This is a genomic window from Pseudorhizobium marinum (assembly GCF_000705355.1).
GTDB classification, from domain to species: domain Bacteria; phylum Pseudomonadota; class Alphaproteobacteria; order Rhizobiales; family Rhizobiaceae; genus Neorhizobium; species Neorhizobium pelagicum.
On sequence record NZ_JMQK01000008.1, the window covers coordinates 196,396 to 219,444 of the forward strand.

Below are 23,049 nucleotides of genomic sequence, written 5' to 3' on the forward strand. Positions count from 1 at the left end.
TAAATCGGCCGGCGGCGATGCGGCCAGAGTGAGAAGGAACGGGTACAATGACCATCAAGCTGCAAAAGCCCGATATCACCGAGCTGAAGCCTCGGATCACCGTGTTCGGCGTCGGTGGCGGTGGCGGAAACGCTGTCAACAACATGATCTCGGCCGGGCTCGAGGGAGTCGACTTCGTCGTCGCCAATACCGATGCCCAGGCGCTGACGATGACCAAGGCCGAGCGCATCATCCAGATGGGCGCGCAGGTCACCGAAGGTCTCGGCGCAGGTTCGCAGCCGGAAGTCGGTCGCGCTGCCGCCGAAGAGTGCCTCGACGAGATCGTCGACCACCTGAACGGCACCCACATGTGCTTCGTGACTGCCGGCATGGGCGGCGGCACGGGCACCGGTGCGGCACCGGTCGTGGCACAGGCCGCCCGCAACAAGGGCATCCTGACTGTCGGCGTCGTCACCAAGCCGTTCCACTTCGAAGGCGCACGCCGCATGCGGCTTGCCGAGATGGGCATCCAGGAACTGCAGAAGTCGGTCGACACGCTGATCGTCATTCCGAACCAGAACCTGTTTCGCATCGCCAACGACAAGACCACCTTCGCCGACGCCTTCGCGATGGCCGACCAGGTGCTCTACTCGGGCGTCGCCTGCATCACCGATCTGATGGTCAAGGAAGGCCTCATCAACCTCGACTTCGCCGACGTCCGTTCGGTGATGCGCGAGATGGGTCGCGCCATGATGGGTACCGGCGAGGCTTCGGGTCCGGGCCGCGCCATGCAGGCTGCGGAAGCCGCAATCGCCAACCCGCTGCTCGACGAAACCTCGATGAAGGGCGCACAGGGCCTGCTGATCTCCATCACCGGCGGTCGCGACCTGACGCTGTTTGAAGTCGACGAAGCGGCGACCCGCATCCGCGAGGAAGTCGATCCGGATGCCAACATCATCCTCGGCGCCACCTTCGACGAAGCACTTGAAGGCCTGATCCGCGTCTCGGTCGTTGCCACCGGCATCGACCGTAGCGCCAACCAGGGCGACATGCGCGGCTATGAGGCCCATGCCGCTGCTGCTCCGGCACGTCCGATCATTCGTCCTTCGGCGGCCGTTGCTCCGGCTCCGGCCGCAGCACAGCCTGCCCCCGTGATGCAGGCACCCCGAACCGTAGACCCGGTTGCCGAGACCATCCGCCAGGCAGAAGCCGACATGGAACGCGAACTGGCGATTGCGGAAGCACCGCGTCCGGCCGCTCTCCAGCCGGCGGCACCGCAGCCGGTTGCCCAGCAGGCAGAGCCGGAATTCCGTCCGCAGAGCCGGATCTTCAGCGGCTCGGCTCCGATCGAAGCCCCGGTTCTTCGCGCTCCGGCAGCCCCGCAGATGCAGGCGCAGCCGGCTCCGGTCATGGCCCAGCCGGCACCGCGCATGGCGCAGCCGTTCCACCATGAGCCTGCCGCACCGACCATGTCGGCTGCAGTCGAGCCGGTCCGCATGCCCAAGGTCGAAGACTTTCCGCCGGTCGTGAAGGCCGAGATGGATCACCGCGCCCACCAGGTTCAGCATGTCCAGGAAGAGCGTGGCCCGATGGGTCTCCTGAAGCGGATCACCAATTCGCTCGGGCGTCGCGAAGACGAAGACCAGGTCACGGCCGACATGACGGCACCGGCACCGGCTGCAGCCTCGCAGCAGCGCCGTCCGCTCTCGGCCGAGGCGAGCCTCTATGCGCCGCGTCGTGGCCAGCTCGACGATCACGGCCGCGCCGTGCCGCAGTCGGCTGCACAGCAGGAAGACGATCAGTTGGAAATTCCGGCCTTCCTGCGCCGCCAGCACAACTGATTCAATCCATACCAGGAACAGACGAAGGCCCGGATCTCCAGATCCGGGCCTTTTTCGCGTCTGCGCGAGGACCTGAAAGATTAGCAAATACTGATGGTTAACAACGTAACAATCAGAAAGAAACAGTGATTTGGAATGTCCTCCCGGGCTGCGTATGTAGAAGGCTCAGAATAAGCATTGACATCCGCGTGGGATGGCAATCGCAGGAATGCCCCGCCGCCTTCGGGCGGAGGGACCTTTAAAAGGCAAAAGCAATGACGATCGGTCTCCTCGGATTTCAGACAACCATCGCAGCTCCCGTGACCATGCGGGGCATTGGTGTGCATTCGGGAACTCCGGTGTCGATCACCTTCCAGCCGTCCGAGGCCGGTGCCGGTATTGTTTTCAGCCGTGTCTTCGCCAATGGCAAGTCCGTCGAATACCGGGCAGTCTCCTCGCAGGTCGGCCCGACGGATCTCTGCACCATCCTCGGCAGCTCGCCGGCCAACTGGGTCGCCACGATCGAGCATGTGATGGCAGCCCTTTATGCGCTGGGCATCGACAATGTCCTCGTCGAGGTGGACGCGGCCGAAATGCCGATCATGGACGGCAGCTCCTATGACTTCATCGAGGCGATCGAGCAGGTCGGCATCGTCAATCTCGGCGTCAAGCGCCGCTACATTCGCGTCGTCAAGCCGGTGCGCATCGATTCGGACGCCTCCTGGTCGGAGTTCCGGCCCTATGACGGCACGCGCTTCGAGGTCGAAATCGATTTCTCGACGCCGCTGATCGGTCGCCAGAGCTGGAAGGGTGACCTGACCGCCGCGACCTTCAAGGAAGAGCTTTCGCGGGCGCGCACCTTCGGCTTCATGCGCGATGTCGAGCGGCTCTGGGCTGCCGGCTACGCGCTTGGCTCGTCGCTGGAAAACTCGGTGGTGATCTCCGACGACGACACCGTCGTCAATGTCGAAGGCCTGCGCTACAAGGACGAGTTCGTTCGCCACAAGACGCTGGATGCCGTCGGCGATCTTGCCCTTGCCGGTGCCCAGTTCATCGGTTGCTACCGGTCCTATCGTGGCGGCCACAAGATGAACGCCAATGCGCTGAAGGCGCTGCTGAGCGATCCCACTGCCTATGAAATTGTCGAGGCGCCGGTCCGCAGCGACCGGGTGCGTGCGCGCGAGTTCGTGCCGGTGCAGGCACCGGAAGTTTCAGCCTGGCTTGCTTGAAATCGACCTCCAGTCCAACTGGCCGCTCCTCGTGGGCGGCCTTTTCTTTGAACGGCAAGTGCAAACCGGCAAAATCCGTCCTCCGGTGAGTGCTGCCTCGGACAACGTGCCACAAAATTGCGTTAATGCGTCCGCATTGCGTTGCTCTGAACCTGCTTGTAAGGCTAGAAGGCCAGTAAGAGCAGTGGCACTTGTACGCGTGATGATCAGGAACCGTCGAATGGCTTATGCGCAGTCTGAAGTGATGAAGAAAACGGCGAGGATCGCCCTGGTTTCGCTTGCAATGGCCTTTGCAGGTGCTGCCGTGACGGCTTGCCAGTCCGACAAGGACATCGACATCACCAAGCTCGGCTTCGAAAGCGAGCCGCCGGAGATGCTCTACAATCAGGGCCTGGCCAACATGAAGGCCGGCAATATCGGCGAAGCGTCGCGCAAGTTCGACTCGATCGATCGCCAGTACCCCTTCACCGAATGGGGTCGCAAGGCGCTGGTGATGAGCACCTTCAGCAAATACCGGCTGGGCCGCAATGAAGACGCCATCACCACCGGCAACCGCTACCTGAAGCAGTATCCGAACTCCGAGGATTCGGCCTACGTCCAGTATCTCGTCGGCCTCTCCTACTCCAAGCAGATCGCCGATGTGACGCAGGACCAGAAGGCTGCGGCGCAGACCATCGACGCCATGTCGCGGGTGATCAACGAATATCCGGATTCGGAGTATGTCGAGGACGCCCAGGCGAAGATCCGCTTTGCCCGCGACCAGCTCGCCGGCAAGGAAATGCAGGTCGGCCGCTACTATCTGGAGCGCAAGGAGTATCTCGCCGCCATCAAGCGCTTCCGCGTTGTGGTCGAGGAGTATTCCAACACCAACCAGGTGGAAGAGGCGCTCGCGCGCCTCGTCGAGACCTATTACGCCATGGGCATCGTCGAAGAGGCGCAGACGGCTGCCGCCATTCTCGGCCGCAATTATCCTGACAGCCAGTGGTACGCGGACTCCTACAAGCTGCTGCAGTCGGGTGGCATCGAGCCGCGCGAAAACCCTCGCTCCTGGATTTCCCGCGCCGGGGCCAAGCTCATCGGCGCCTAACCCATGCTCGTCCAGCTTTCGATCCGCGATATCGTCCTGATCGAGCGGCTGGACCTCGATTTCGAGGCCGGCCTCTCGGTGCTGACCGGCGAGACGGGGGCGGGCAAATCCATCCTTCTCGACAGCCTGTCGCTGGCGCTTGGCGGGCGTGGCGATGGCGGGCTCGTGCGCCACGGCGAGGACAAGGGACAGGTGACGGCGGTATTCGACGTCGCCGGCCAGCATCCCGCCCGTCTCATGCTGCGCGACAATGGCATCGATGACGACGGCGACCTGATCTTCCGCCGCATCCAGTCCGCGGACGGCCGCACCCGCGCCTCGATCAACGACCAGCCGGTCAGCGTCCAGATGATGCGGCAGATCGGCCAGCTGCTGGTCGAGATCCACGGCCAGCACGACGACCGTGCTCTCACCGACACCAATACACACCGCACGCTGCTCGATGCCTTTGCCGGGCTGACGGAGGAGGTCCAGCAGGTCGCCGGCCTCTACCGCAACTGGAAGGATGCCGAGCGCGCCTTCAAGACTCATCGCGCCAAGGTGGAAGCCGCCGCCCGCGAGGCCGACTATATCCGCGCCTCGGTGGAGGAGCTGGAGGCCCTCAGCCCACGGGACGGGGAAGAGGAGGAGCTGGCCGAGCAACGCTCGCGGATGCAGAAGTCCGAGCGCATCGCCGGCGACATCTCCGAAGCGTCCGAGTTCCTGAACGGCAATGGTTCGCCGGTTCCGGCGATCGCCTCCATGGTCCGCCGGCTGGAGCGCAAGTCCCAGGAAGCTCCCGGGCTCCTGGAAGAGACGGTCGAGCTTCTCGATGCGGCGCTGAACAGCCTGTCGAACGCGCAGATGGAGGTCGAAGCCGCCCTTCGGAAGACGGAATTCGATCCGCGCGAGCTCGAGCGTGTCGAGGAACGGCTCTTTGCGCTGCGCGCCGCCGGGCGCAAGTATTCCGTCGCGGTGGCCGAACTTCCTGCCCTGGCGGAGAAGATGGTCGCGGATCTCGCCGATCTCGATGCCGGCGAGGAAAGACTCGGGATCCTGGAACAGCAGACGCTCGCCACCAAGGCGGAATTCGACTGGGCGGCGCTCACGCTGTCGCAGAAGCGGCAGCAGGGTGCCGAGGGCCTGGCCGAAGCGGTGATGGCGGAGCTGCCGGCGCTGAAGCTGGAGCGGGCGCGGTTCATGGTGGAAGTCACGAGCGACGCCGACGCGGCGACGGCCGAGGGCATCGACATCGTCGAATTCCATGTCCAGACCAATCCGGGCACACGGCCGGGCCCGATCATGAAGGTCGCCTCCGGGGGCGAGCTGTCGCGCTTCCTGCTGGCGCTGAAGGTCGCTCTGGCCGATCGCGGCTCGGCGCCGACGCTCGTCTTCGACGAGATCGACACCGGCGTCGGCGGTGCGGTGGCCGATGCCATCGGTCAGCGCCTGAAGCGGCTCTCCGACAACGTGCAGGTCCTGTCGGTGACCCATGCGCCGCAGGTGGCCGCGCGCGCGGCCACGCATCTCTTGATCTCCAAGGGACCGGCCGGCGAGGGCTCGGAGAAGATCGCCACCCGTGTCGCGACCATGGAGCCCGAGCACCGCACCGAGGAAATCGCCCGGATGCTTGCCGGCGCCTCGGTCACCGAAGAGGCGCGCGCCGCAGCCAAGAAGCTTCTGGCCGGAACCGGCTGATCGGCTAGTCGCCGTCCGACTGGCTCACGATCGCAACGACATTGCGACGGTGAACGGCTTCATAGGGCTGGAAGTAGTCGATGGCGCCCGCCGCCAGATCCTCGGCGATGAAATCCTTCAGCGACATGGCCTGCGGTTTCGAAATCTCCCCCTTGGTCGTGAGCTTTTCCAGATAGCGCCGGTTCGCGTCGATGAACTCTACTGTATACCCGCCCGCTGCGATCCGCTCGGCAGAGCCATGATTGGGCAGGATGCGGCGGATCGGCCATGTGCGCATGCGCTCCAGTTCACCGATGTGGATGGCGAGCCTGTCTTCTTCGGCGAGATAGCTGATCGGGTCCTCCAGGGTGTCACCGGCGAACAGAAGGCCCTGGTCGGCGAGCCAGAGGACATTACCGTCGGCGCTGTGGATGTCGAAATGATGCAGCTCCACCGTCCGCTCGCCGATCTGCAGCGTCAGCGCCGTCGTGAACAGGCGGTTCGGCATGACCAGCGGCTTGATCGGCGGGTCGCGGCTTTCCAGTCTCGGCCGGTTCTCCTCCAGCGTCCGCGCGGTCAGCTCCAGCGCAATGATCTCGCAATCCTCGAAGATGGCGTTGCCCGCGACGTGATCGGCGTGCCAGTGGCTGAGGACGACGGTGATCTTGCCGACGCCACGGTCCTCGAGGTGCTGGCGGATGAAGCGAGCGTGGGCGATCGAGATATGCGTGTCGTAGACCAGCGCTTCCGCGCCATCGACGATGGCATAGGAGGCGGCGCCCAGCTCAAAGGCGCCATCGTCCAGCCAGTTCGGCTTCTGCGAATACAGCCTTTTGCCGGCAATGCGCCCGTCGTAATAGGCGAAGACGCCCGGGTAGGGCTCGAAGACTCGAAGCGTCGACGTATCGACCATGATGGCGGCATCCTGTTTTGACCTGGTGGAAACTACGGACCGGAAATCGCCGTGGCAAGCGCACGCCTTGCGACAGTTCGACGTTTGCATTCTGGAATTTTCGGCTAAAACGCTTCGACACGACTGGAGTGAGACAGAAGCATGGCCGCCGAACAGACGCCCGTTGAAACCCTGACCCAAGAGCAGGCCGCGGCCGAACTGGCCTTTCTGGCCTCCGAGATCGCGCGCCACGACGAGCTCTATCATGGCCACGACGCCCCGGAGGTGTCGGATGCCGAATACGATGCCCTGAAGCGTCGCAACGATGCCATCGAGACGCGCTTCCCCGAGCTGCGGCGCGCCGATAGCCCGTCACTGCGCGTCGGTGCCGCACCGCTCGCCACCTTCGCACCGATCACCCATTCGCGGCCGATGCTGTCGCTCGACAACGCGTTTTCCGACGAGGACGTGCGCGACTTCATCAACGCCGTCTATCGCTTCCTCGGGCAACTGCCGGACGGCTCGATCGCCTTCACCGCCGAGCCGAAGATCGATGGCCTGTCGATGTCGATCCGCTACGAGAATGGCCGGCTCGTCAATGCCGCCACCCGTGGCGACGGCACGACGGGGGAGAACGTCACCGCCAACATCCTGACGATCGACGAGATCCCGAACGTGCTGCCCAAGGGCGCGCCGTCGGTGGTGGAAGTGCGCGGCGAGGTCTACATGACGAAGAGCGACTTCCTGGCGCTCAACGAGAAGATGGCCGCCGAGGGCAAGCAGACCTACGTCAACCCGCGCAACACGGCGGCGGGCTCGCTGCGCCAGCTCGATCCGAAGGTGACGGCAAGCCGCCGGCTGCGGTTCTTTGCCTATGCCTGGGGCGAGATGTCTGAGCCGAACGACCTGCCGACGACGCAGTATGAGATGGTCCAGACGTTCAAGACCTGGGGCTTTCCGGTCAACCCGCTGATGAAGCGCCTTTCCTCCGTCGAGGAGATCATCGCCCATTACCAGGAGATCGGCCTGAAGCGCCCGGATCTCGACTACGAGATCGACGGCGTCGTCTACAAGGTCGATCGGCTCGACCTGCAGCAGCGCCTCGGCTTCCGCTCGCGCTCGCCGCGCTGGGCGACGGCGCACAAGTTCCCCGCCGAGCAGGCCTTCACCCTGGTGGAGAAGATCGACATCCAGGTCGGCCGCACCGGTGCACTGACACCGGTCGCGCGGCTGACGCCGGTGACGGTCGGCGGCGTCGTCGTCACCAATGCGACGCTCCACAACGAGGACTACATCAAGGGCATCGGCAATTCCGGCGAGCGCATCCGCGAGGACGAGCACGACATCCGCATCGGCGACACCGTGATCGTGCAGCGGGCAGGGGACGTCATCCCGCAGGTCCTCGACGTCGTCATGGAGAAGCGGCCGGCTGAGGCGGTGGCTTACGAGTTTCCGCGGAAGTGCCCGGTCTGCGGCAGCCATGCGGTGCGCGAGAAGAACGAGAAGACGGGCAAGCTCGATTCGGTCACCCGCTGCACCGGCGGTTTCGTCTGCCGCGCGCAGGCGATGGAGCACCTGAAGCATTTCGTGTCCCGCAATGCCTTCGACATCGAGGGGCTCGGCTCCAAGCAGATCGACTTCTTCTTCGAGGCCGAGGATCCGGCGCTGACGATCCGGACGGCGCCGGACATCTTCACCCTCAAGGACCGCCAGGAGAAATCGCCGCTCACCAAGCTCGAGAACATCGAGGGCTTCGGCAAGGTCAGCGTCCGCAAGCTCTTCGAAGCGATCGACGAGCGCCGGACCATTGCGCTCCACCGCTTTATCTATGCACTCGGCATCCGACACGTGGGCGAAACGACGGCAAAGCTCCTGGCGCGCGCCTACGGCACCTATGGCGCCTTCGAAGCGGCGATGAAGGAGGCGGCGGGCCTGGCCGGTGATGCCTGGGACGATCTCAACAACATCGAGGGGATCGGCGAGGTGGTCGCCCGCGCGATCGTGGAATTCTTCAAGGAGCCACGCAATGTCGAGGTGATCGGCCGGCTGCTGGAGGAGGTGACGCCGGAGGTGGCCGAACAGATTGCCGCGAGCGACAGCCCGGTCGCCGGCAAGACCGTCGTCTTTACCGGCGCGCTCGAAAAATTCACCCGCGACGAGGCCAAGGCGAAAGCCGAAAGCCTTGGCGCCAAGGTCGCCGGTTCGGTCTCCAAGAAGACCGATATCGTCGTAGCAGGCCCCGGCGCCGGCTCCAAGCTTGCCAAGGCGGCGGAGCTCGGCGTTCAGGTGATGGACGAGGATGAATGGCTGGCGTTGGTGGGCGGCTGAGGATCAGGGTCTGATGCGCGCCATCGCATAGGCGTCGACATAGCTGCCGTCGCGGAAGGCGAAGTCGCGGAGTTGGCCTTCCACTTCGAACCCGAATTTACGATAGAGCGCCATGGCCGGCGCGTTGTCGGTGTAGACCGTGAGTTCGATCCGGCGGATGTTCAGCCAGTTATCGGCAGCCTTCAGCATTTCGCCCAGAAGGGCGCTTCCCACACCATGCCCGATGAAATCGTCGTGCACGCCCATCCCGATGCTGGCTGCGTGGCTTCTTCGTCCCTGGAACGGGTTGATGCCGCCGTTGCCGACGATCCGGCCGTCGCTGGTGGCCACCAGAGCGATACTGCCGGGAGCCGGGTTGTCGACCCATTTTCGCGTCTCGTCCACTCGCTGGAAGGGCATGCGCAGCGTCCCGTGCCGATAACCCGGCATGTTGGCGAGGGCGGTGATCGCCTCTGCGTCTGCGGGATGGGCAGCGCGAATCGTCAGGCCTTCCAGCCTGGCCGGTCGCGCCGGCTGCTCGTCAGTCTCGTTTGCAGAAATGTTCATCTTTGCTCTCCTGGGTCTTGGGCCTAGGCAGAGCGGCAACACCGGACCCTGCCATATGGGGCAGGGTGGGTGACGGAGGACCGGCTAACGCGCCATACCCGCCACGCGCCCTGCAGGGCGGATGGTCATGGTAAGCTGCACGTGGGTGATGATGCTGGTCATGGCTGCATCTCGCCATGTTGTCCCAAGATCGTCAACACCGAAATGTCTGCTGTTTTGCCGAATCACCGCCACCTCGCTAGAAGTGGGGGAGACAAACCCGGGACCGCACCGTGAAGACCATCGCCATCGACTTTGAAACGGCCAACGAGACCCGCGGCAGCGCCTGCTCCGTCGGTCTCGCCTGGATCGAGGACGGCGAGGTTGTGCGTGTCGAGGAGCGGCTGATCCGGCCGCACGACATGCGGTTTTCCTCCTTCAACATCGCCATCCACGGCATCCGCCCGGAGCATGTGGAGGATGCGCCCGAATTCCCGGAAGTGATGGACGAATTCGCCGAGGATTTCCGCGAAGCGACGATGATCGCCCATAACGCGGCCTTCGACTTCAGCGTCTGGCGCGCCTGTCTCGACCTCTACCGTTTTGGTTATCCGGAACTCTCCTACCTTTGCAGCGTGAAGATGTCGCAGAAGGTCTGGCCGCATCTCGGCTCGCACCGGCTGAATGCGCTGGCGGCCCATCTCGGCCTGCAGTTCATGCACCACAATGCGGCCGAGGATGCGGCCGTCTGCGCGCGGGCGGCGATCGCGATCGCCAAATCTCTGGATGTTGCGCATATCCGGGATATTCCGGCGATGATCGGCATGAAGGTGGGGCGGCTGTTTGCGGGCGGTTACGCCCCCTGCACCTGCCGACTGAAGTGATGTCGCGCTTGTAACGCCGGCGCTGTACCTTATCTCTGATCACAGATCGTTGACCGGAGCACCCCTTATGAATCGCCTGACCCTTTTCGCATCCGCCGCCGCTTTATCCTGCGGCCTTCTGGCATCCGTAGCTCTGGCTGAAGTGGTCGGCGAGGTCGGCGTCGACTGGATCGGCAACGACATCATCGTCGAGGCCGTCGCCGATCCGGAGGTGAAGGGCGTCACCTGCCATGTCACCTATTTCGACCGCTCCATCATCGACCGGCTGAAGCAGGGCAACTGGTTTGAGGATCCTTCCAACAGTTCGATCGCCTGCCGGCAGACCGGCCCGATCGAGATCGGCGATATCGATCTCTCCAAGGGGGGCGAAGAGGTGTTCCGGCAGGGCCGGTCGCTGATCTGGAAGGATCTGCTCGTCAAGCGCATCTACGACAAGACCAATGACACGCTGGTCTATCTGGCGCATTCGCGGCAGGTGGTCGAAGGATCGGCGAAGATGTCGATCTCCACCGTTCCGCTTTACGGCGAAGAGGTGACGTGGACGAGTGGCAAGCCCTAAGAGTCCGAAAGCAAAGGCGTTCGGAGACAAAAAAAAGAGCCCGCGATGCGGGCTCTTTGTGTCCTGGAGGGACGTGATCGTCTTACTTGACGTAGACGATCTTGCCGCCGTTGGCAGCCGTGTCGATGGCCAGAACGTTGTCGACTTCGATGCTGTTTTCCTGCAGTTCAGCCATCAGTGCCGGAGTGGCGCGGACTTCAGCCTGTGCTTCAGCCGTGACTTCGGCCGTCGGGCTCTGGAACATCTCAGGAACCTGGTTGTTTGCGTCGTCGCTGTCGGAATTTTCGCTGATGCGCACGATACGGATCATGTCGTTCATGTCCGACGTGGCAGTCGCCGTTGTCGAAGATGTCGTCTGTGCGAAAGCAATGCCGCCGAGCGATGCGGTGGACAGTGCTGCGGCGAGAGCGAGTGTTACGGCGTTTCTCATGGATATTCTCCCTGGTTTGTTTCCGATCGACCAGCCTAAGCTTAGCCGAACATTTCGCTGTCCGATTGGACACCAGAGAAACGGCGCGGGTACGACTTCGTTCCCACGCCGCTCATGTATTATTTCACGCAGAGATAACATAAGCGTCATCTCGGGACTGACTTAAGGCCGCAGTGCTCTGATGGATCAGGCTGCTTCGCGGGCCAATTCGTCGGCAATGATCGTGTCGAGGTTCAGGAAACAGACCATGGTCTTCTCCAGCGCCACGATGCCGCGGCAGAAGGCGCGCTGCTCTTCCGGAATGATTTCCGGTGCCGGCTGCAGGTCTTCGGACCGGATGGTCATCATGTCGGAAACCTGTTCCACCAGCAGACCCACCAGCTTGCCGGCAATGTCGGTGACGATGATGGCGGAGCGCTCCGACGGCTCGGTCATCTTCATGCCGAGGCGGCAGGCCATGTCGATAACCGGGATCACCGCTCCACGCAGGTTGATGAGGCCGAGCACATAGGGCGGGGTATGCGGCATCGGGGTCACCGGCGCCCAGCCGCGGATTTCGCGGATCGCCATGATGTCGATGCAGAATTCCTGGTCTCCAAGATGAAAGGAGACGATTTCGAGATAGGCGCCCGATTGCTTGATGGCGTTGCTCATGTGTTTTCCCCCACCTGCCAATGGGCTCGCGGCTTGCCGCGGATGCCGCCATTCAGGCTGCAATAAATTGTCTGGATCGAGATGCGGAGGCGAGATCTCTCTCGGTGACGTCATGTCGGTGTGGATTTTGCCCTCCGTCATCATGAGGACGGACATGGCAATCGAATCCACCTTCGCGTGGATGGGAGAATGCCCATCAGATGTTAAGCTTCCGCTAATGCCTGCATCTCGGGCTTTCGATCTCCGCCGATTGGCAGTAGACTGTATCCATGGATCAGGTCTCGCCATCGGCTCACCGCCTTCCGACCGCATTGCTCGCTGCCCTGGCCGTGACGTCGCTTGTGGCTGCCGCTTTCTATGGCTGGGTGACCTACGGATCGTCGATCCTGCTGACGCTTGCCGAAACCGGCCTCTCCAACTGTTTCTGAGGATCTTCGGGTTTGAGACAAATCGCCGCTCGACGCGCGAATGATTTGCCCGCAGCCGCAGATTCGCCTATCGGATCGGTAAAATCCATGGCCGCAAAGAGAGACAGACATGAGAACGCTCCGCATCATCCTCTGGGCAGCCGTCCTCGTGCTTGGCGGCGTGCTGGCGTGGCTGACACTCGAAGTGACCCAGACCCGGCAGGCCGTCGTCGAAGAACCGTTCGGCGTTCCCTTCGAGCTCGTGGCGCAGAATGGCGAGCCGATCACCGAACAGGCCTTCCGGCAGAAGCCGACCGCGCTCTTCTTCGGCTTCACCCACTGCCCGGAGGTCTGCCCGACGACGCTCTACGAACTGAACGGCTGGATGCATCAGGTCGATCCCGATGGCACGAAGCTGAACGGTTATTTCGTCACCGTCGATCCGGAGCGCGATCCGCCGGAGCTTCTCGGAAAGTATATTTCCAATGTCACCGACCGCATCACCGGGATCTCGGGACCACCTGAAAAGGTGAGCGAGATGGCCAAGGGGTTCAAGGTCTACTTCAAGAAGGTGCCGCTCGACGAGGCGCAGCCGGAGGGTGACTACACGATGGACCACACCGCCTCCGTCTTCCTGCTCGACGCGCAGGGGCGCTTCTCCGGCACCATCTCCTACGGCGAGAATCCGGAGACGGCCGTCAAGAAACTCGAGAACCTCGTCAACGGCTGATCATCCTATTTGCCTGCTGTCGCTTGCCGATGGCAGGGGCAGGGGCTATGTGGCATGCCACCGCAATCGCAATCGCCAAAGAGCCGCCCCTTGAGTGAGATCCGCCTATACGTCGCCGCCACCGAACGGGATGCCGAGCGCATCCTCGACATCTTGTCGGATGTTTTCGGCGAGGAGGATATAGCGCTCGCCACGACGGAGGTCGACGAGAAGCGGGACCTCTGGGAGGCCTCGGTCTATCTGATGGCGGACGATGAGGACGAGATCCGCCAGCGGATCGCCGATGGTCTCGCGGAGGCCTATCCGGGCCTTGCCATCGAGAAGGAAGTGATTCCCGATGTCGACTGGATCGCCAAATCGCTCGAAGGCCTGTCGCCGGTGCGGGCCGGTCGTTTCCTCGTTCACGGCTCGCACGACCGGGGCAAGGTGAAGGCCAACGACGTCTCGATCGAGATCGACGCGGGCCAGGCCTTCGGCACGGGTCATCACGGAACGACGGCCGGATGCCTGGAGATGATCGATGCCGTGGCGCGGTCGCAGACCATCCGCCGGGCGCTTGATCTCGGCACGGGAAGCGGTGTGCTGGCGATCGGCCTGCGCAAGATCCGCAACATCCCGATCCTGGCCACCGACATCGATCCGGTTGCTGTTGCCGTGGCGAAAGAGAACGTCCGCCGCAACGGCATCGCCTCCGGACTGAAGCTGGTGACGGCGCCGGGCTTCCACTCGCCGGCATTCGCGCAGGCGGGGCCGTTCGACCTGATCATCGCCAACATTCTCGCCCGTCCGCTGATGAAGATGGCGCCGCAGCTGGCGGCGCATCTTGCCCCCGGCGGATCGGTCATCCTCTCGGGGATTCTTGCGGCGCAGCGCTGGAAGGTGCTCGCGGCCTACAATGGCGTGCGCCTGCACCACGTGCGGACGATCTGGCGCAACGGCTGGGTGACGATCCACCTGCGGCATCGCAGTCACTGATTCTGCTGCGCTGCAGCATTGCGCAGGCTGCAAAGCAACTCCCCCAAACCCAAACTCGGAACAAGAAAAAGGCGGCACCGTGAGGTACCGCCTTGAACGATCAGGAGATCCTGATCTGACCCGCGAGCCTGGGAGGAAAGCTCAAGCAGGAAGCACGCATTCCGAGGTTTCCGGAGGAGGGAGGGAGGATCCCGATCCGGAACCTTTATCAGAATGCGGAGGTCGAGCCGCCCTTGCGGCGCAATTCTTCGCGGCTGGTGCCCATGCCCTTAAGGGTCTGGTCGTCGAGGTTCATCAGCACGCCGTTGACATACCGGCTGGCCTGACGTTCGCGTGCCGCAACAACGCGTTGGAAGGCAGTGCGGAAAAATGAGGTAGCCATTGTCTTAGTTCCTTTCATCGCGGGACTGGTTCGCTGCCCGTTCGATGATTGGAATATAGTCGCTTTGCCGGGAGGCAGTGAGAGGGCTTGCGTCATTGGTGTTATGCGCCCAGCGCATGGGCCGCCGCGATAGTGTCCATTGCCTGTTAGCATATGCACAATCGGCGTGCATCTGCGTCTTTCGCTGGCGGGAGCCGGCAGGGATCGTCTAGTATCGGCATCCTCCTGTCCTTTTTGCCGTTCCGGAAAGTTCTCATGTTCCAGTCCTTCGATATCAAATCAGCCCCGCAGTTCGGTCGCGAGCGGGTCGCTTCTCTCCGGGCTCGCTTCGCCGAGGCAAGCATCGACGGTTTTCTCGTCCCACGCGCGGACGAATATCAGGGGGAATATGTCCCGGCGTCCGCCGAGCGGCTGTCCTGGCTCACCGGCTTCACCGGATCGGCCGGCGTGGCGCTGATCACCGCCTCGCAGGCCATCGTCTTCGTTGACGGGCGCTATACGACGCAGCTGAAGGAGCAGGTGGACGGCGAGGTCTTCACCGGCGGCGATCTGGTGGGCGAACCGCCGCATCTGTGGCTGCGCCATCATGGCACCAAGGGGTTCCGGCTGGGGATCGATCCCTGGCTGCACACGGCCGCCGAGGTGCGCCGGCTCAGGAAGGCGCTGGAGGAGATAGACGGATCGCTGATCTTCCTGCCGTCGAACCCGCTGGATGCAATCTGGACGGACCGCCCGGCAGAGCCGGTCGGCGCCGTCGCCATCCAGAAGGCCGACCATGCGGGCACGCTGGCGAGCGAGAAGATCGCCGCGATCGTCGAGCAGGTGAAGGACAAGAAGGCCGCCGCGGTGCTGATCACCGATCCGTCCTCCGTCGCCTGGATCTTCAACATCCGCGGCAGCGACGTGCCGCATACGCCGCATCCGCTGGCACGCGCCATCGTCTCGACCGAGGGCAAGCCGCAGCTCTTCCTCGACCAGCGCAAGACGGGCATCGAGGTGCGCGCCTATCTCGCCCAGCTCGCCGAGCAGCTGCCGCCGGAGGCGTTTCCGGTCCGGCTGCAGGACTGGGCGAAGCAGGGCCCCATTCTCCTTGACGCCGATCTCGCGCCGCTGGCGCTCAGCCTGGCGATCGAGGAGGCCGGCGGAACCGTCATCGAGGCGCCGGATCCGGCCAGGCTTCCGCGCGCCTGCAAGAACCGCACGGAGCTGGAAGGCTCCGCCAGGGCGCATCTGCAGGATGGCGCGGCCGTGGTTGAGTTCCTGCATTGGCTGGACCGGCAGCCGGCGGGCAGCGTCACGGAGATCGAAAGCGTCAGGGCGCTGGAAGCGGCCCGTCTACGGGTCGGCGAGCGGATGCAGAACCCGCTCAAGGACATTTCCTTCGACACCATCTCGGGTGCCGGCGAACACGCCGCCATCATGCATTACCGGGTGACCAGCGAGAGCGACCGCAGTCTGAACGAAGGCGAGCTGTTCCTGATCGACTCAGGGGCGCAATACATCAACGGCACCACCGACATCACCCGCACGGTGGCGATCGGTACGGTGCCGGAGGACCGCAAGCGGTTCTTCACGCTCGTGCTGAAGGGCATGATCGCGATCAGCACAGCGCGCTTTCCAAAGGGGACACGCGGCTGCGATCTCGATCCGCTGGCCCGCATCGCACTGTGGAAGGCCGGCGGCGATTTCGCGCACGGCACGGGCCATGGCGTCGGCTCCTATCTCTCCGTGCACGAGGGGCCGCAGCGGATCTCGCGGCTGTCGACGCAGGAGCTGCTGGCCGGCATGATCCTCTCCAACGAGCCGGGCTACTATCGCCCCGGGCACTTCGGCATCCGCATCGAGAACCTGATCCACGTCCGCGACGCCGAAGAGATCGCCGGCGGCGACATGTCGATGCTTTCCTTCGAGACGCTGACCTGGTGCCCGATCGACCGCCGCCTCGTCCTGCCCGAACTGCTGACGACGGACGAGACGGAGTGGCTGAATGGTTATCATGCGCAGACGCGCGAGAAGCTGATGCCGCTGATCGAGGACGCGGAGGTGCGGGAATGGCTGGCGCGGGCGACCGAGCCGCTCGGTTAGGTCAGAGCCCGAACAGGTGGCGGCAGATCATCACTGTCGCCCAGCCGGCCACCAGCACCAGCAGACCGGGAAAGCGCAGGGCGACGCCGAGCGCCACCAGCATGGTGATCTTCACGTCCCAGCCGCCCTCGAAGAAGGCGGGTGCCACCAGCGTCGTCAGGACGGCCGCCGGCACGGCGTTCAGCGCCGCCTCCATCCGGGGCGGGATGCTCGTCATCCGCGTGATCAGCAGATAGCCGCCGATGCGGGTGACATAGGTCGCCGCAGCGGCCGCGAGGATCAGCATTACCGTGTTGATGTCAAGTGCGGTGCTCATCTCAGCCCTCCGCCTCGGATACCGCGGCATCGGGCTCCTGCTTTGCCGGCAGCGGCAGCAGGGTGGCCACGATCACGCCGGCGGCTGCGCCAATGCTGACATGCCAGGGGGAACCGACCGTGTGGTAGGCCGCGATCGATGCGACGGCGCTTGCCAGCACGATGGGGTAGAAGCCCCAGCGGCTGCGGAAGGCCAGCACCATGCCGAGGAAATAGACCGGCAGCAGGATGTCTATCCCGATCGAGGCGGGATCGCCGATCATGCGCCCGAACCAGGCGCCGATCATCGTGGAAATACTCCAGCACACGTAGATCACCGCGCCGAAGCCGAAATACCAGGAGAAGCTGACGCCCTGACCGCTCTCGCCGCGCCGGAAGGCTTCGGCAAACTGCGGATCGACCAGCAGGAAGAAGGCGAGCGCCTTCTGCAGTGGAGTATAGTGCCGGACGAATTTCGCGATGGCGGCGGAATAGAGAATATGCCGGAAGTTGACGGCAAAGACCGACAGCACCACCAGCCACGGTTCGACGCGCTGGCCGAAGAGTTCGATGCCCACCAGCTGGCTTGCCCCGGCGTAGACCGTGGCGCTCATCAGCAGCGTCTCGAGGAAGCTCAGGCCATTGTCGATGGCCACCGCCCCGAAGAGAACCCCGAAAGGTGCCGACGACAGGGCAATGATGGCACCGCCCTTCAGGCCTTGTTTGAAATCGCTGCGGTTCATGGAAATCCTTCTTGCGCGCAAGCCTTACGGGCGTGCAGCGAAGGGCACAATTCAATTGCGCTGATGGATGGATCGATTTCGCTGAAGCATCGCGACCGGCCGTGCCTTCAGTCCTTGAGAATCTGCCGGCTCTTGACGATGCCGATGCCCTTTTCCCGCATCTCCTCGATCGCCGCCTTCACGGCCTTGGGATCGATGCCGCGGCTGGCATCCTCGATGAAGCAGATCTGCACGCCGGGCAGCATCTCCAGGGCATCGAGGGCGGAGAACCTGACGCAGTAGTCGGTCGCCAGGCCGCAGATGTCGAGTTCCTTGATCTGCTGCGCGCGAAGGTAGCCCGCGAGGCCGGTGATCGCCGCCTTGTCGTTGTCGCGAAACGCGGAATAGCTGTCGATGGCCGGGTTTTCGCCCTTCTGCTGGATGTAGTCGACCGCATCGGTGTCGAGATCCGGATGGAATTCGGCATCGGCGGTTCCCTGCACGCAGTGATCCGGCCAGAGCATCTGCGGCTGGCCGCAAAGCTCGCCCATCTCGAAGGGCTGCCTCCCGGGGTGCTGCGAAGCAAAGCTGCCGTGATTGGCGGGATGCCAGTCCTGGGAAGCGACGATCACGTCATAGCCGCCTTCCTCGATCAGGCGGTTGGCCACCGGCACCACCTTGTCGCCCTCCGGCACCGGCAGGTTGCCGCCCGGGCAGAAGCCGTTCTGGATGTCGACCAGCAGCAAGGCCTTCATGATCTGCTCCTCCTTGTCCGTACCCGGTTGATTAAACCCGAGGCAGACCCGCGGGACAACCCTTGCCGCGTGTGGAGCAGCGAATGGGCGCTAAACAAACGGGCTGGCAAGGGGCACGGCAGCGGCTGGGAACTTTCGCCGTGCCCTCCGGTTGCAGCGTCCAGCGATCCAGCCAGAGAGTTCCGATGAGATTTCCGCGAGCGATGATGGGCAGGGGGCATCTGGGCGGGCACAATCCTGCGATTCAGGTCGTGTGGGAGAAGCTCAGGACCAGCTTCTGGCTGGTGCCGAGCCTGATGGCGCTGGCGGCGCTCGCGATCGCCGTGGCCGCCACATGGGCTGACTTCCAGCTGGCCGACGCCGACCCCGCCAGCATGCCGAGATTCATTTTCGTCAGCACGCCGGATGCGGCAAGGGATGTCCTCTCGACATTGCTGTCGTCGATGATCACGATGACCAGCCTGGTGTTTTCGATCACCATGGTCGTCCTGTCGCTGGCGGCCAACCAGTTCGGCCCGCGCCTGATCCGCAGCTTCATGTCGAACCCGCACACGCAGTTCGTGCTGGGGACCTTCGTCATGACGTCCGTCTACTGTCTGCTCGAGCTCGGATCGGTGGGCTCAACCACCGAGGAAAAGATGCAGCCCTTTCCGAGCGTCAGTCTCGGACTTCTGCTGATGCTGGTGAGTGTCCTTGTCCTGGTGTCCTTCCTCCATTTTCTGGCGCGGTCGATCGTCTCGGAAACTCTGATCAAGCGGCTCGGCACGGAGGTCGCCGACATGGTCGCGGAACTGGATGACCTGCCGGAGGATCGCAATCAGCAGACGGCAGCGGCGCTGCCGGAGGATTTCGAGCGTGAGGCCACCTTCTTTGGTCCGCGTGCTGACGGCTTCGTCCAGAGCATCGACCTGGACGGGCTCAAGGAGCTCGCTGAGGACGCCGACGTACTTGTCGCATTCTCGTTTCGGCCCGGCGACTATGTCATCGCCGATGGCGGTGGCATCGGGGTCTGTCCCGGCCGAAACTGCACGCCCGAACTTCAGGAGCACATTTGCCGGATGATCGTCGTGGGCTCGCGGCGAACCTCCACCCAGGACCCGGAGTTCGCCATCCGCCATCTGGTGGAGATGGCGGTGAGAGCATTGTCGCCGGGGGTCAACGATCCCTATACGGCAACGGCGGTGCTGGCGCAGCTCTCCGCGGGTCTGGCGCATCTCATGAAGCGCGCGCTGCCGGAATCGGTGGTGACCGGGGCAGACGGAGGCGCACGCATCGTGGTTCCGAGCTCGACCTATGCTTCGGTCGTCGGCGCCGCGTTCAACCAGATCCGGCAGAACGCGGCTTCCAAGCCCTTCGTCATCCTGCACCTGATCGAGGCCATTCTGCGCATCGCGGACCATGTCCGGCTTCCGGAGCAGGCCGACGTCCTGGAGGAGCAACTGGACGCGGCCCTGGACGCCGGCAGCGCGATCGGGGACTTCGACCGGCAGGCGATCAACGCCCGGGCAGAGGCCGCCCGTAGCGCGATCAACAGGCAAAGGCAGAGGCTCATCCAGGAGCGGCGCTGACGCGATCTGCGGTGGCGAGGCTCGCCTGCCTCGGCAAAACTGCAGGCGCCCGTCTGATGCAATTCCGCAGGAAGCTGCGCGTCGCCGGGTTTTGGACCGTCAGAAGTCTGCCTGACCCGCGACGGGCGTCTGGGCGCAAACAATATCCGCCTGAACCGCCGCAGGGAGAACAGGGTTCCTCGAAGCCGGCGGCGATGCGGCCCATATACGGCTTACAACTTTCCGGAGTCTCCCATGTCCGTTTCATCTACATCTATCCAGCCGCGCGCCGGGAGCCTGCCACCGCTCGGCGCGCCCGGCCTCGCGGCGCTCGCCGTCCTCATCCTCGGCACCCTGGCGCTTGGCGCCGCCTATGGCACTGCCCATGGTGCGCTCTTTCTCGTCGGCGGCGCGCTCGGCATCTCGCTCTATCACGCCGCCTTCGGCTTCACCTCCGCCTGGCGGGTCTTCATCGCGGATGGGCGGGGCAGGGGATTGCGCGTGCAGATGATCCTGCTGGCGCTCACCGTCATCCTGTTCTTCCCGTTCCTGTCGAGCGGCACGCTCTTCGGCCATGAGGTGAGCGGCTTCGTCTCGCCGGCCGGCACCGGCGTGATCGTCGGCGCCTTCATGTTCGGCGTCGGCATGCAGCTCGGCGGCGGCTGCGCCTCCGGTACGCTGTTTACCGCCGGCGGCGGCAATGCCCGCATGCTGGTGACGCTGTTCTTCTTCATCGTCGGCTCCGTGCTGGCCACCGTCCACTTCGACTGGTGGGCCAGCCTGCCGGCGCTGCCGCCAATGTCGCTGACGGGTCTCGGCCCGGTTGCCGGCATTCTCGTGTCGCTGGCGATCTTCGGTGCCATCGCGGCGATCACCGTCCTCGTCGAGAAGAAGCGCAACGGTGCGCTGGAACAGCCGCCGGAAGCGCCGCGCCATGGTCTTGCCCGCTATCTGCGCGGTCCCTGGCCGCTGGTGGCCGGTGCCGTGGCACTGGCACTCCTCAACTTCGCGACCCTGTCGCTGGCCGGCCGTCCGTGGGGCATCACCTCGGCTTTCGCGCTCTGGGGTGCCAAGGGTGCGCAACTGATCGGCATCGATCCGACGGCCTGGGCCTACTGGCAGGCGCCCGGCAACGCCAGGGCGCTCGCCGAAAGCGTCTTTGCCGACGTCACCTCGGTCATGGACTTCGGCATCATCGCCGGTGCCATGCTGGCCGCAGCACTTGCCGGAAAGTTCGCTCCGAGCCTCGACATCCCGCTGCGGTCGATTCTCGCCGCCGTCGTCGGTGGCCTGCTGCTCGGCTATGGTGCCCGCATCGCCTATGGCTGCAACATCGGCGCCTATTTCTCCGGCATCGCCTCGGGCAGCCTGCACGGCTATCTCTGGGCGGTGGCCGCCTTTGCCGGCAATATCCTCGGTGTCAAGCTGCGTCCCTGGTTCTTCCTGGAGCGGAGCGCCATCCGCCGCATGGATGGCTAGCACTCTGGTTCCCCGCGCCCCATGTGGTGCGGGGAGGCCACTTTTTCGGCCCCCGACACGGCAGCGCCGCATTTCCGCTAAATTTCCCGCATGTTTGCCCTCTAGAGGAGAAGCATCAAATCACGGGCGGGGTGTAAAGATATTGGTTACCATATTTCGGCATTCTCTAATCCAATCGCCGGACGGCATGAGGCTCACGGGCCGCCGTTCAACGAATGTGGACATGGTCGCAGCAGCGGCTTTGGCAGAATGACCGGGTAACGAGTATCATGGCGCTAGAGATCGAAACGCTCGATAATGCATTTCCATCGCAGAAGCAGGCACCGCGCAAGAAGCGTCCGTCCCGCTTCGCCTTCGCCGGCAAGATGGCACTTGCCGCCGCCGCGCTCGGCGGCATCTGGATCTTTGCGGCCACCACCACCGTCAGCAGCTTTGCGCCCAGCCATTCGGCACTGGAAAAGCCGCAGTTCGACCTGATGCTGTCGTTGAGGCCGGCCCATGCGGCAAAGACCTCCGAGCCGCAGGCGCTCGAACCCTTTTCGCTGAAGATCAACAAGTTCTCCCGCCTCTACCAGCAGCCGGCGGCGCCGAAGGCCGAGCGGCTTGAGGGCGCGCGTCTCGCTGCCGCCCTGGCGCAGCGCCCGGGCGAACAGGCCCTGGCCGACACCTTGGGCGCTGCCTTCGCCTCGGCTGCCGAGGAAGAAAAATTCCAGGCCCTGGCGGAGCTTCGCCCGGAAGCCGAGGTGGTCAAGCAGATGCTCGGCGAGGCGATGACCCAGGTCGTTGCGCTGGCCCCGCGCATCGAGCCTGCCGCCGGCGATGCACTCGCCATGATTACCACAGCCTCCATCCCGACCGAGCCTGCCCAGGACGAGGCACTCTCGGACGAGAGCGCCGTCGAACTGGCCGCCATCGAGGCGGAGGAAGCCGGACGCACCGCCGAGATCGCGGCGCTGATGGACGACAGCCTGCCGATGGCAGGCCCGCTGCCGGGGACACGCCCGCAGACCGCGGCCAAGGCGCTCGAGGCGATGGCGGTTGCGAAACTGTCCAAGCCGCAGGCCGATGATGCGGCCGAAGAGCCTGCCTCCACCGTGCTGGCCTATGCCCGTCCCGACAATCCGGTGAAGCCGCTTGCCCCGGTCGCGCCAATTCCCAATCCGGGCACCAAGAAGGTGGCCATCTACGATATCACCAATGGCGTCGTACACATGCCGAACGGCACCAAGCTCGAAGCGCATTCCGGCATCGGCAAGATGCGCGACAACCCGAAATACACCCATGTGAAGATGAACGGCCCGACGCCGCCCGGCACCTACAAGCTGTCGATGCGCGAAAAGCTATTCCACGGCGTCGCCGCCATCCGCCTGACGTCCGTGGACGGAAAGCATCCGCAGAACCGCACCGGCCTTCTGGCGCACACCTATCTGCTGCGCTCGCGGCCCGGCGATTCGCATGGCTGCGTCGCCTTCAAGAACTACGACAAGTTCCTGGCGGCCTTCCGCCGCGGCGAGATCACCCACATGGTCATCGTGCCGGAATACAACGGCCGCCTGCCGGGCAAGAACGACAACCTGCTGGTCAAGCTGTTCGGCGGCAAGGGCGCCTGATCCGCCCCTGTTTCGGGCCT

Annotated in this window: 22 protein-coding genes; 14 read left to right on the forward strand and 8 right to left on the reverse strand. The window is 64.0% G+C overall.

The genetic code is table 11. The features are described from left to right. Nucleotides 1–47 precede the first annotated feature (47 nt). From ftsZ to recN, 4 genes are all read left to right on the forward strand, one after another. Nucleotides 48–1,820, forward strand: coding sequence for a cell division protein FtsZ (gene ftsZ / locus EO99_RS0111795; RefSeq protein WP_029618845.1), 1,773 nt, complete (start codon nt 48–50; stop codon nt 1,818–1,820). A 254-nt stretch (nt 1,821–2,074) separates the two neighbouring features. Next, on the forward strand, nt 2,075–3,028 hold the full coding sequence (gene lpxC, locus EO99_RS0111800) for a UDP-3-O-acyl-N-acetylglucosamine deacetylase (protein ID WP_029618846.1): 954 nt from the start codon (nt 2,075–2,077) through the stop codon (nt 3,026–3,028). A gap of 220 nt (nt 3,029–3,248) precedes the next feature. Then, complete coding sequence (locus EO99_RS0111805; protein ID WP_029618847.1) at nt 3,249–4,115, forward strand: outer membrane protein assembly factor BamD; 867 nt, start codon at nt 3,249–3,251, stop codon at nt 4,113–4,115. Between the two features lie 3 nt (nt 4,116–4,118). Next, nucleotides 4,119–5,792: a DNA repair protein RecN gene (gene recN, locus EO99_RS0111810; RefSeq protein ID WP_029618848.1), complete on the forward strand. Its 1,674-nt coding sequence runs from the start codon at nt 4,119–4,121 to the stop codon at nt 5,790–5,792. A gap of 4 nt (nt 5,793–5,796) precedes the next feature. Here recN and EO99_RS0111815 read toward each other — a convergent pair whose 3' ends face one another. Further along, nucleotides 5,797–6,684: an MBL fold metallo-hydrolase gene (locus tag EO99_RS0111815; protein WP_029618849.1), complete on the reverse strand. Its 888-nt coding sequence runs from the start codon at nt 6,682–6,684 to the stop codon at nt 5,797–5,799. 141 nt (nt 6,685–6,825) lie between these two features. Between EO99_RS0111815 and ligA the strand changes: the two genes are divergently transcribed. Continuing rightward, nucleotides 6,826–8,991, forward strand: coding sequence for an NAD-dependent DNA ligase LigA (gene ligA / locus EO99_RS0111820; protein WP_029618850.1), 2,166 nt, complete (start codon nt 6,826–6,828; stop codon nt 8,989–8,991). Between the two features lie 3 nt (nt 8,992–8,994). On the opposite strand, the gene EO99_RS0111825 is transcribed toward ligA, so the two are convergent. After that, complete coding sequence (locus tag EO99_RS0111825; protein WP_029618851.1) at nt 8,995–9,531, reverse strand: GNAT family N-acetyltransferase; 537 nt, start codon at nt 9,529–9,531, stop codon at nt 8,995–8,997. 278 nt (nt 9,532–9,809) lie between these two features. On the opposite strand from EO99_RS0111825, the gene EO99_RS0111830 reads away from it, so the two are divergent. Both EO99_RS0111830 and EO99_RS0111835 read left to right on the forward strand, forming a co-directional pair. After that, nucleotides 9,810–10,400: a 3'-5' exonuclease gene (locus EO99_RS0111830; RefSeq protein ID WP_029618852.1), complete on the forward strand. Its 591-nt coding sequence runs from the start codon at nt 9,810–9,812 to the stop codon at nt 10,398–10,400. A gap of 67 nt (nt 10,401–10,467) precedes the next feature. Continuing rightward, complete coding sequence (locus EO99_RS0111835) at nt 10,468–10,959, forward strand: CreA family protein (protein ID WP_029618853.1); 492 nt, start codon at nt 10,468–10,470, stop codon at nt 10,957–10,959. Nucleotides 10,960–11,041: 82 nt separating this feature from the next. On the opposite strand, the gene EO99_RS0111840 is transcribed toward EO99_RS0111835, so the two are convergent. Beyond that, nucleotides 11,042–11,389 carry a hypothetical protein gene (locus EO99_RS0111840; protein WP_029618854.1) on the reverse strand — a complete coding sequence of 116 codons (348 nt, stop codon included), beginning with the start codon at nt 11,387–11,389 and terminating at the stop codon, nt 11,042–11,044. Nucleotides 11,390–11,575: 186 nt separating this feature from the next. Next, nucleotides 11,576–12,043 carry a chemotaxis protein CheW gene (locus tag EO99_RS0111845; RefSeq protein ID WP_029618855.1) on the reverse strand — a complete coding sequence of 156 codons (468 nt, stop codon included), beginning with the start codon at nt 12,041–12,043 and terminating at the stop codon, nt 11,576–11,578. A 269-nt stretch (nt 12,044–12,312) separates the two neighbouring features. Between EO99_RS0111845 and EO99_RS27995 the strand changes: the two genes are divergently transcribed. The 3 genes from EO99_RS27995 to EO99_RS0111860 all read left to right on the forward strand — a co-directional run bounded on the left by EO99_RS27995 (nt 12,313) and on the right by EO99_RS0111860 (nt 14,155). Continuing rightward, nucleotides 12,313–12,471: a hypothetical protein gene (locus tag EO99_RS27995; RefSeq protein WP_173425145.1), complete on the forward strand. Its 159-nt coding sequence runs from the start codon at nt 12,313–12,315 to the stop codon at nt 12,469–12,471. Nucleotides 12,472–12,580: 109 nt separating this feature from the next. Further along, nucleotides 12,581–13,180 carry an SCO family protein gene (locus EO99_RS0111855; protein ID WP_029618856.1) on the forward strand — a complete coding sequence of 200 codons (600 nt, stop codon included), beginning with the start codon at nt 12,581–12,583 and terminating at the stop codon, nt 13,178–13,180. Between the two features lie 90 nt (nt 13,181–13,270). After that, nucleotides 13,271–14,155 (forward strand): 50S ribosomal protein L11 methyltransferase, encoded by an 885-nt coding sequence (locus tag EO99_RS0111860; RefSeq protein ID WP_029618857.1) that lies wholly within the window; start codon nt 13,271–13,273, stop codon nt 14,153–14,155. A gap of 208 nt (nt 14,156–14,363) precedes the next feature. Here EO99_RS0111860 and EO99_RS28000 read toward each other — a convergent pair whose 3' ends face one another. Continuing rightward, nucleotides 14,364–14,537 carry a hypothetical protein gene (locus EO99_RS28000; RefSeq protein ID WP_029618858.1) on the reverse strand — a complete coding sequence of 58 codons (174 nt, stop codon included), beginning with the start codon at nt 14,535–14,537 and terminating at the stop codon, nt 14,364–14,366. Nucleotides 14,538–14,792: 255 nt separating this feature from the next. Between EO99_RS28000 and EO99_RS0111870 the strand changes: the two genes are divergently transcribed. Then, a complete protein-coding gene (locus tag EO99_RS0111870; RefSeq protein ID WP_029618859.1) occupies nt 14,793–16,622 on the forward strand; it encodes an aminopeptidase P family protein in 1,830 nt (609 codons plus the stop codon). A gap of 1 nt (nt 16,623) precedes the next feature. Here the strand turns inward: EO99_RS0111870 and EO99_RS0111875 are convergent, their stop codons facing one another. The 3 genes from EO99_RS0111875 to pncA form a co-directional block, all read right to left on the reverse strand. After that, on the reverse strand, nt 16,624–16,938 hold the full coding sequence (locus EO99_RS0111875) for an AzlD family protein (protein ID WP_029618860.1): 315 nt from the start codon (nt 16,936–16,938) through the stop codon (nt 16,624–16,626). A gap of 1 nt (nt 16,939) precedes the next feature. Continuing rightward, the gene (locus tag EO99_RS0111880) at nt 16,940–17,659 is read right to left on the reverse strand and encodes an AzlC family ABC transporter permease (RefSeq protein WP_029618861.1); all 720 of its coding nucleotides are present in this window, start codon (nt 17,657–17,659) and stop codon (nt 16,940–16,942) included. Nucleotides 17,660–17,766: 107 nt separating this feature from the next. Further along, complete coding sequence (gene pncA / locus EO99_RS0111885; protein ID WP_029618862.1) at nt 17,767–18,393, reverse strand: bifunctional nicotinamidase/pyrazinamidase; 627 nt, start codon at nt 18,391–18,393, stop codon at nt 17,767–17,769. A 185-nt stretch (nt 18,394–18,578) separates the two neighbouring features. Here pncA and EO99_RS0111890 point away from each other — a divergent pair, with 185 nt between their 5' ends. From EO99_RS0111890 to EO99_RS26270, 3 genes are all read left to right on the forward strand, one after another. Continuing rightward, nucleotides 18,579–19,961: a DUF2254 domain-containing protein gene (locus EO99_RS0111890; RefSeq protein WP_162179305.1), complete on the forward strand. Its 1,383-nt coding sequence runs from the start codon at nt 18,579–18,581 to the stop codon at nt 19,959–19,961. Between the two features lie 234 nt (nt 19,962–20,195). Continuing rightward, nucleotides 20,196–21,419 carry a YeeE/YedE family protein gene (locus EO99_RS0111895; RefSeq protein ID WP_037111686.1) on the forward strand — a complete coding sequence of 408 codons (1,224 nt, stop codon included), beginning with the start codon at nt 20,196–20,198 and terminating at the stop codon, nt 21,417–21,419. 269 nt (nt 21,420–21,688) lie between these two features. Beyond that, a complete protein-coding gene (locus tag EO99_RS26270) occupies nt 21,689–23,029 on the forward strand; it encodes a DUF2778 domain-containing protein (protein WP_235776807.1) in 1,341 nt (446 codons plus the stop codon). Nucleotides 23,030–23,049: the final 20 nt, after the last annotated feature.

Bases quoted from the DNA above. Each gene is read 5' to 3' on its own strand.
- EO99_RS0111835 (WP_029618853.1), top strand. From the start codon at position 10,468: ATGAATCGCCTGACCCTTTTCGCATCCGCCGCCGCTTTATCCTGCGGC.
- recN (WP_029618848.1), top strand. From the start codon at position 4,119: ATGCTCGTCCAGCTTTCGATCCGCGATATCGTCCTGATCGAGCGGCTG.
- EO99_RS0111815 (WP_029618849.1), bottom strand. From the start codon at position 6,684: ATGGTCGATACGTCGACGCTTCGAGTCTTCGAGCCCTACCCGGGCGTC.
- EO99_RS26270 (WP_235776807.1), top strand. From the start codon at position 21,689: ATGGCGCTAGAGATCGAAACGCTCGATAATGCATTTCCATCGCAGAAG.
- EO99_RS0111840 (WP_029618854.1), bottom strand. From the start codon at position 11,389: ATGAGAAACGCCGTAACACTCGCTCTCGCCGCAGCACTGTCCACCGCA.
- EO99_RS0111855 (WP_029618856.1), top strand. From the start codon at position 12,581: ATGAGAACGCTCCGCATCATCCTCTGGGCAGCCGTCCTCGTGCTTGGC.
- EO99_RS28000 (WP_029618858.1), bottom strand. From the start codon at position 14,537: ATGGCTACCTCATTTTTCCGCACTGCCTTCCAACGCGTTGTTGCGGCA.
- EO99_RS0111875 (WP_029618860.1), bottom strand. From the start codon at position 16,938: ATGAGCACCGCACTTGACATCAACACGGTAATGCTGATCCTCGCGGCC.
- pncA (WP_029618862.1), bottom strand. From the start codon at position 18,393: ATGAAGGCCTTGCTGCTGGTCGACATCCAGAACGGCTTCTGCCCGGGC.
- lpxC (WP_029618846.1), top strand. From the start codon at position 2,075: ATGACGATCGGTCTCCTCGGATTTCAGACAACCATCGCAGCTCCCGTG.
- EO99_RS0111805 (WP_029618847.1), top strand. From the start codon at position 3,249: ATGGCTTATGCGCAGTCTGAAGTGATGAAGAAAACGGCGAGGATCGCC.
- EO99_RS0111895 (WP_037111686.1), top strand. From the start codon at position 20,196: ATGTCCGTTTCATCTACATCTATCCAGCCGCGCGCCGGGAGCCTGCCA.
- EO99_RS0111880 (WP_029618861.1), bottom strand. From the start codon at position 17,659: ATGAACCGCAGCGATTTCAAACAAGGCCTGAAGGGCGGTGCCATCATT.
- EO99_RS0111845 (WP_029618855.1), bottom strand. From the start codon at position 12,043: ATGAGCAACGCCATCAAGCAATCGGGCGCCTATCTCGAAATCGTCTCC.
- ftsZ (WP_029618845.1), top strand. From the start codon at position 48: ATGACCATCAAGCTGCAAAAGCCCGATATCACCGAGCTGAAGCCTCGG.
- ligA (WP_029618850.1), top strand. From the start codon at position 6,826: ATGGCCGCCGAACAGACGCCCGTTGAAACCCTGACCCAAGAGCAGGCC.
- EO99_RS0111890 (WP_162179305.1), top strand. From the start codon at position 18,579: ATGAGATTTCCGCGAGCGATGATGGGCAGGGGGCATCTGGGCGGGCAC.
- EO99_RS0111870 (WP_029618859.1), top strand. From the start codon at position 14,793: ATGTTCCAGTCCTTCGATATCAAATCAGCCCCGCAGTTCGGTCGCGAG.
- EO99_RS27995 (WP_173425145.1), top strand. From the start codon at position 12,313: ATGGATCAGGTCTCGCCATCGGCTCACCGCCTTCCGACCGCATTGCTC.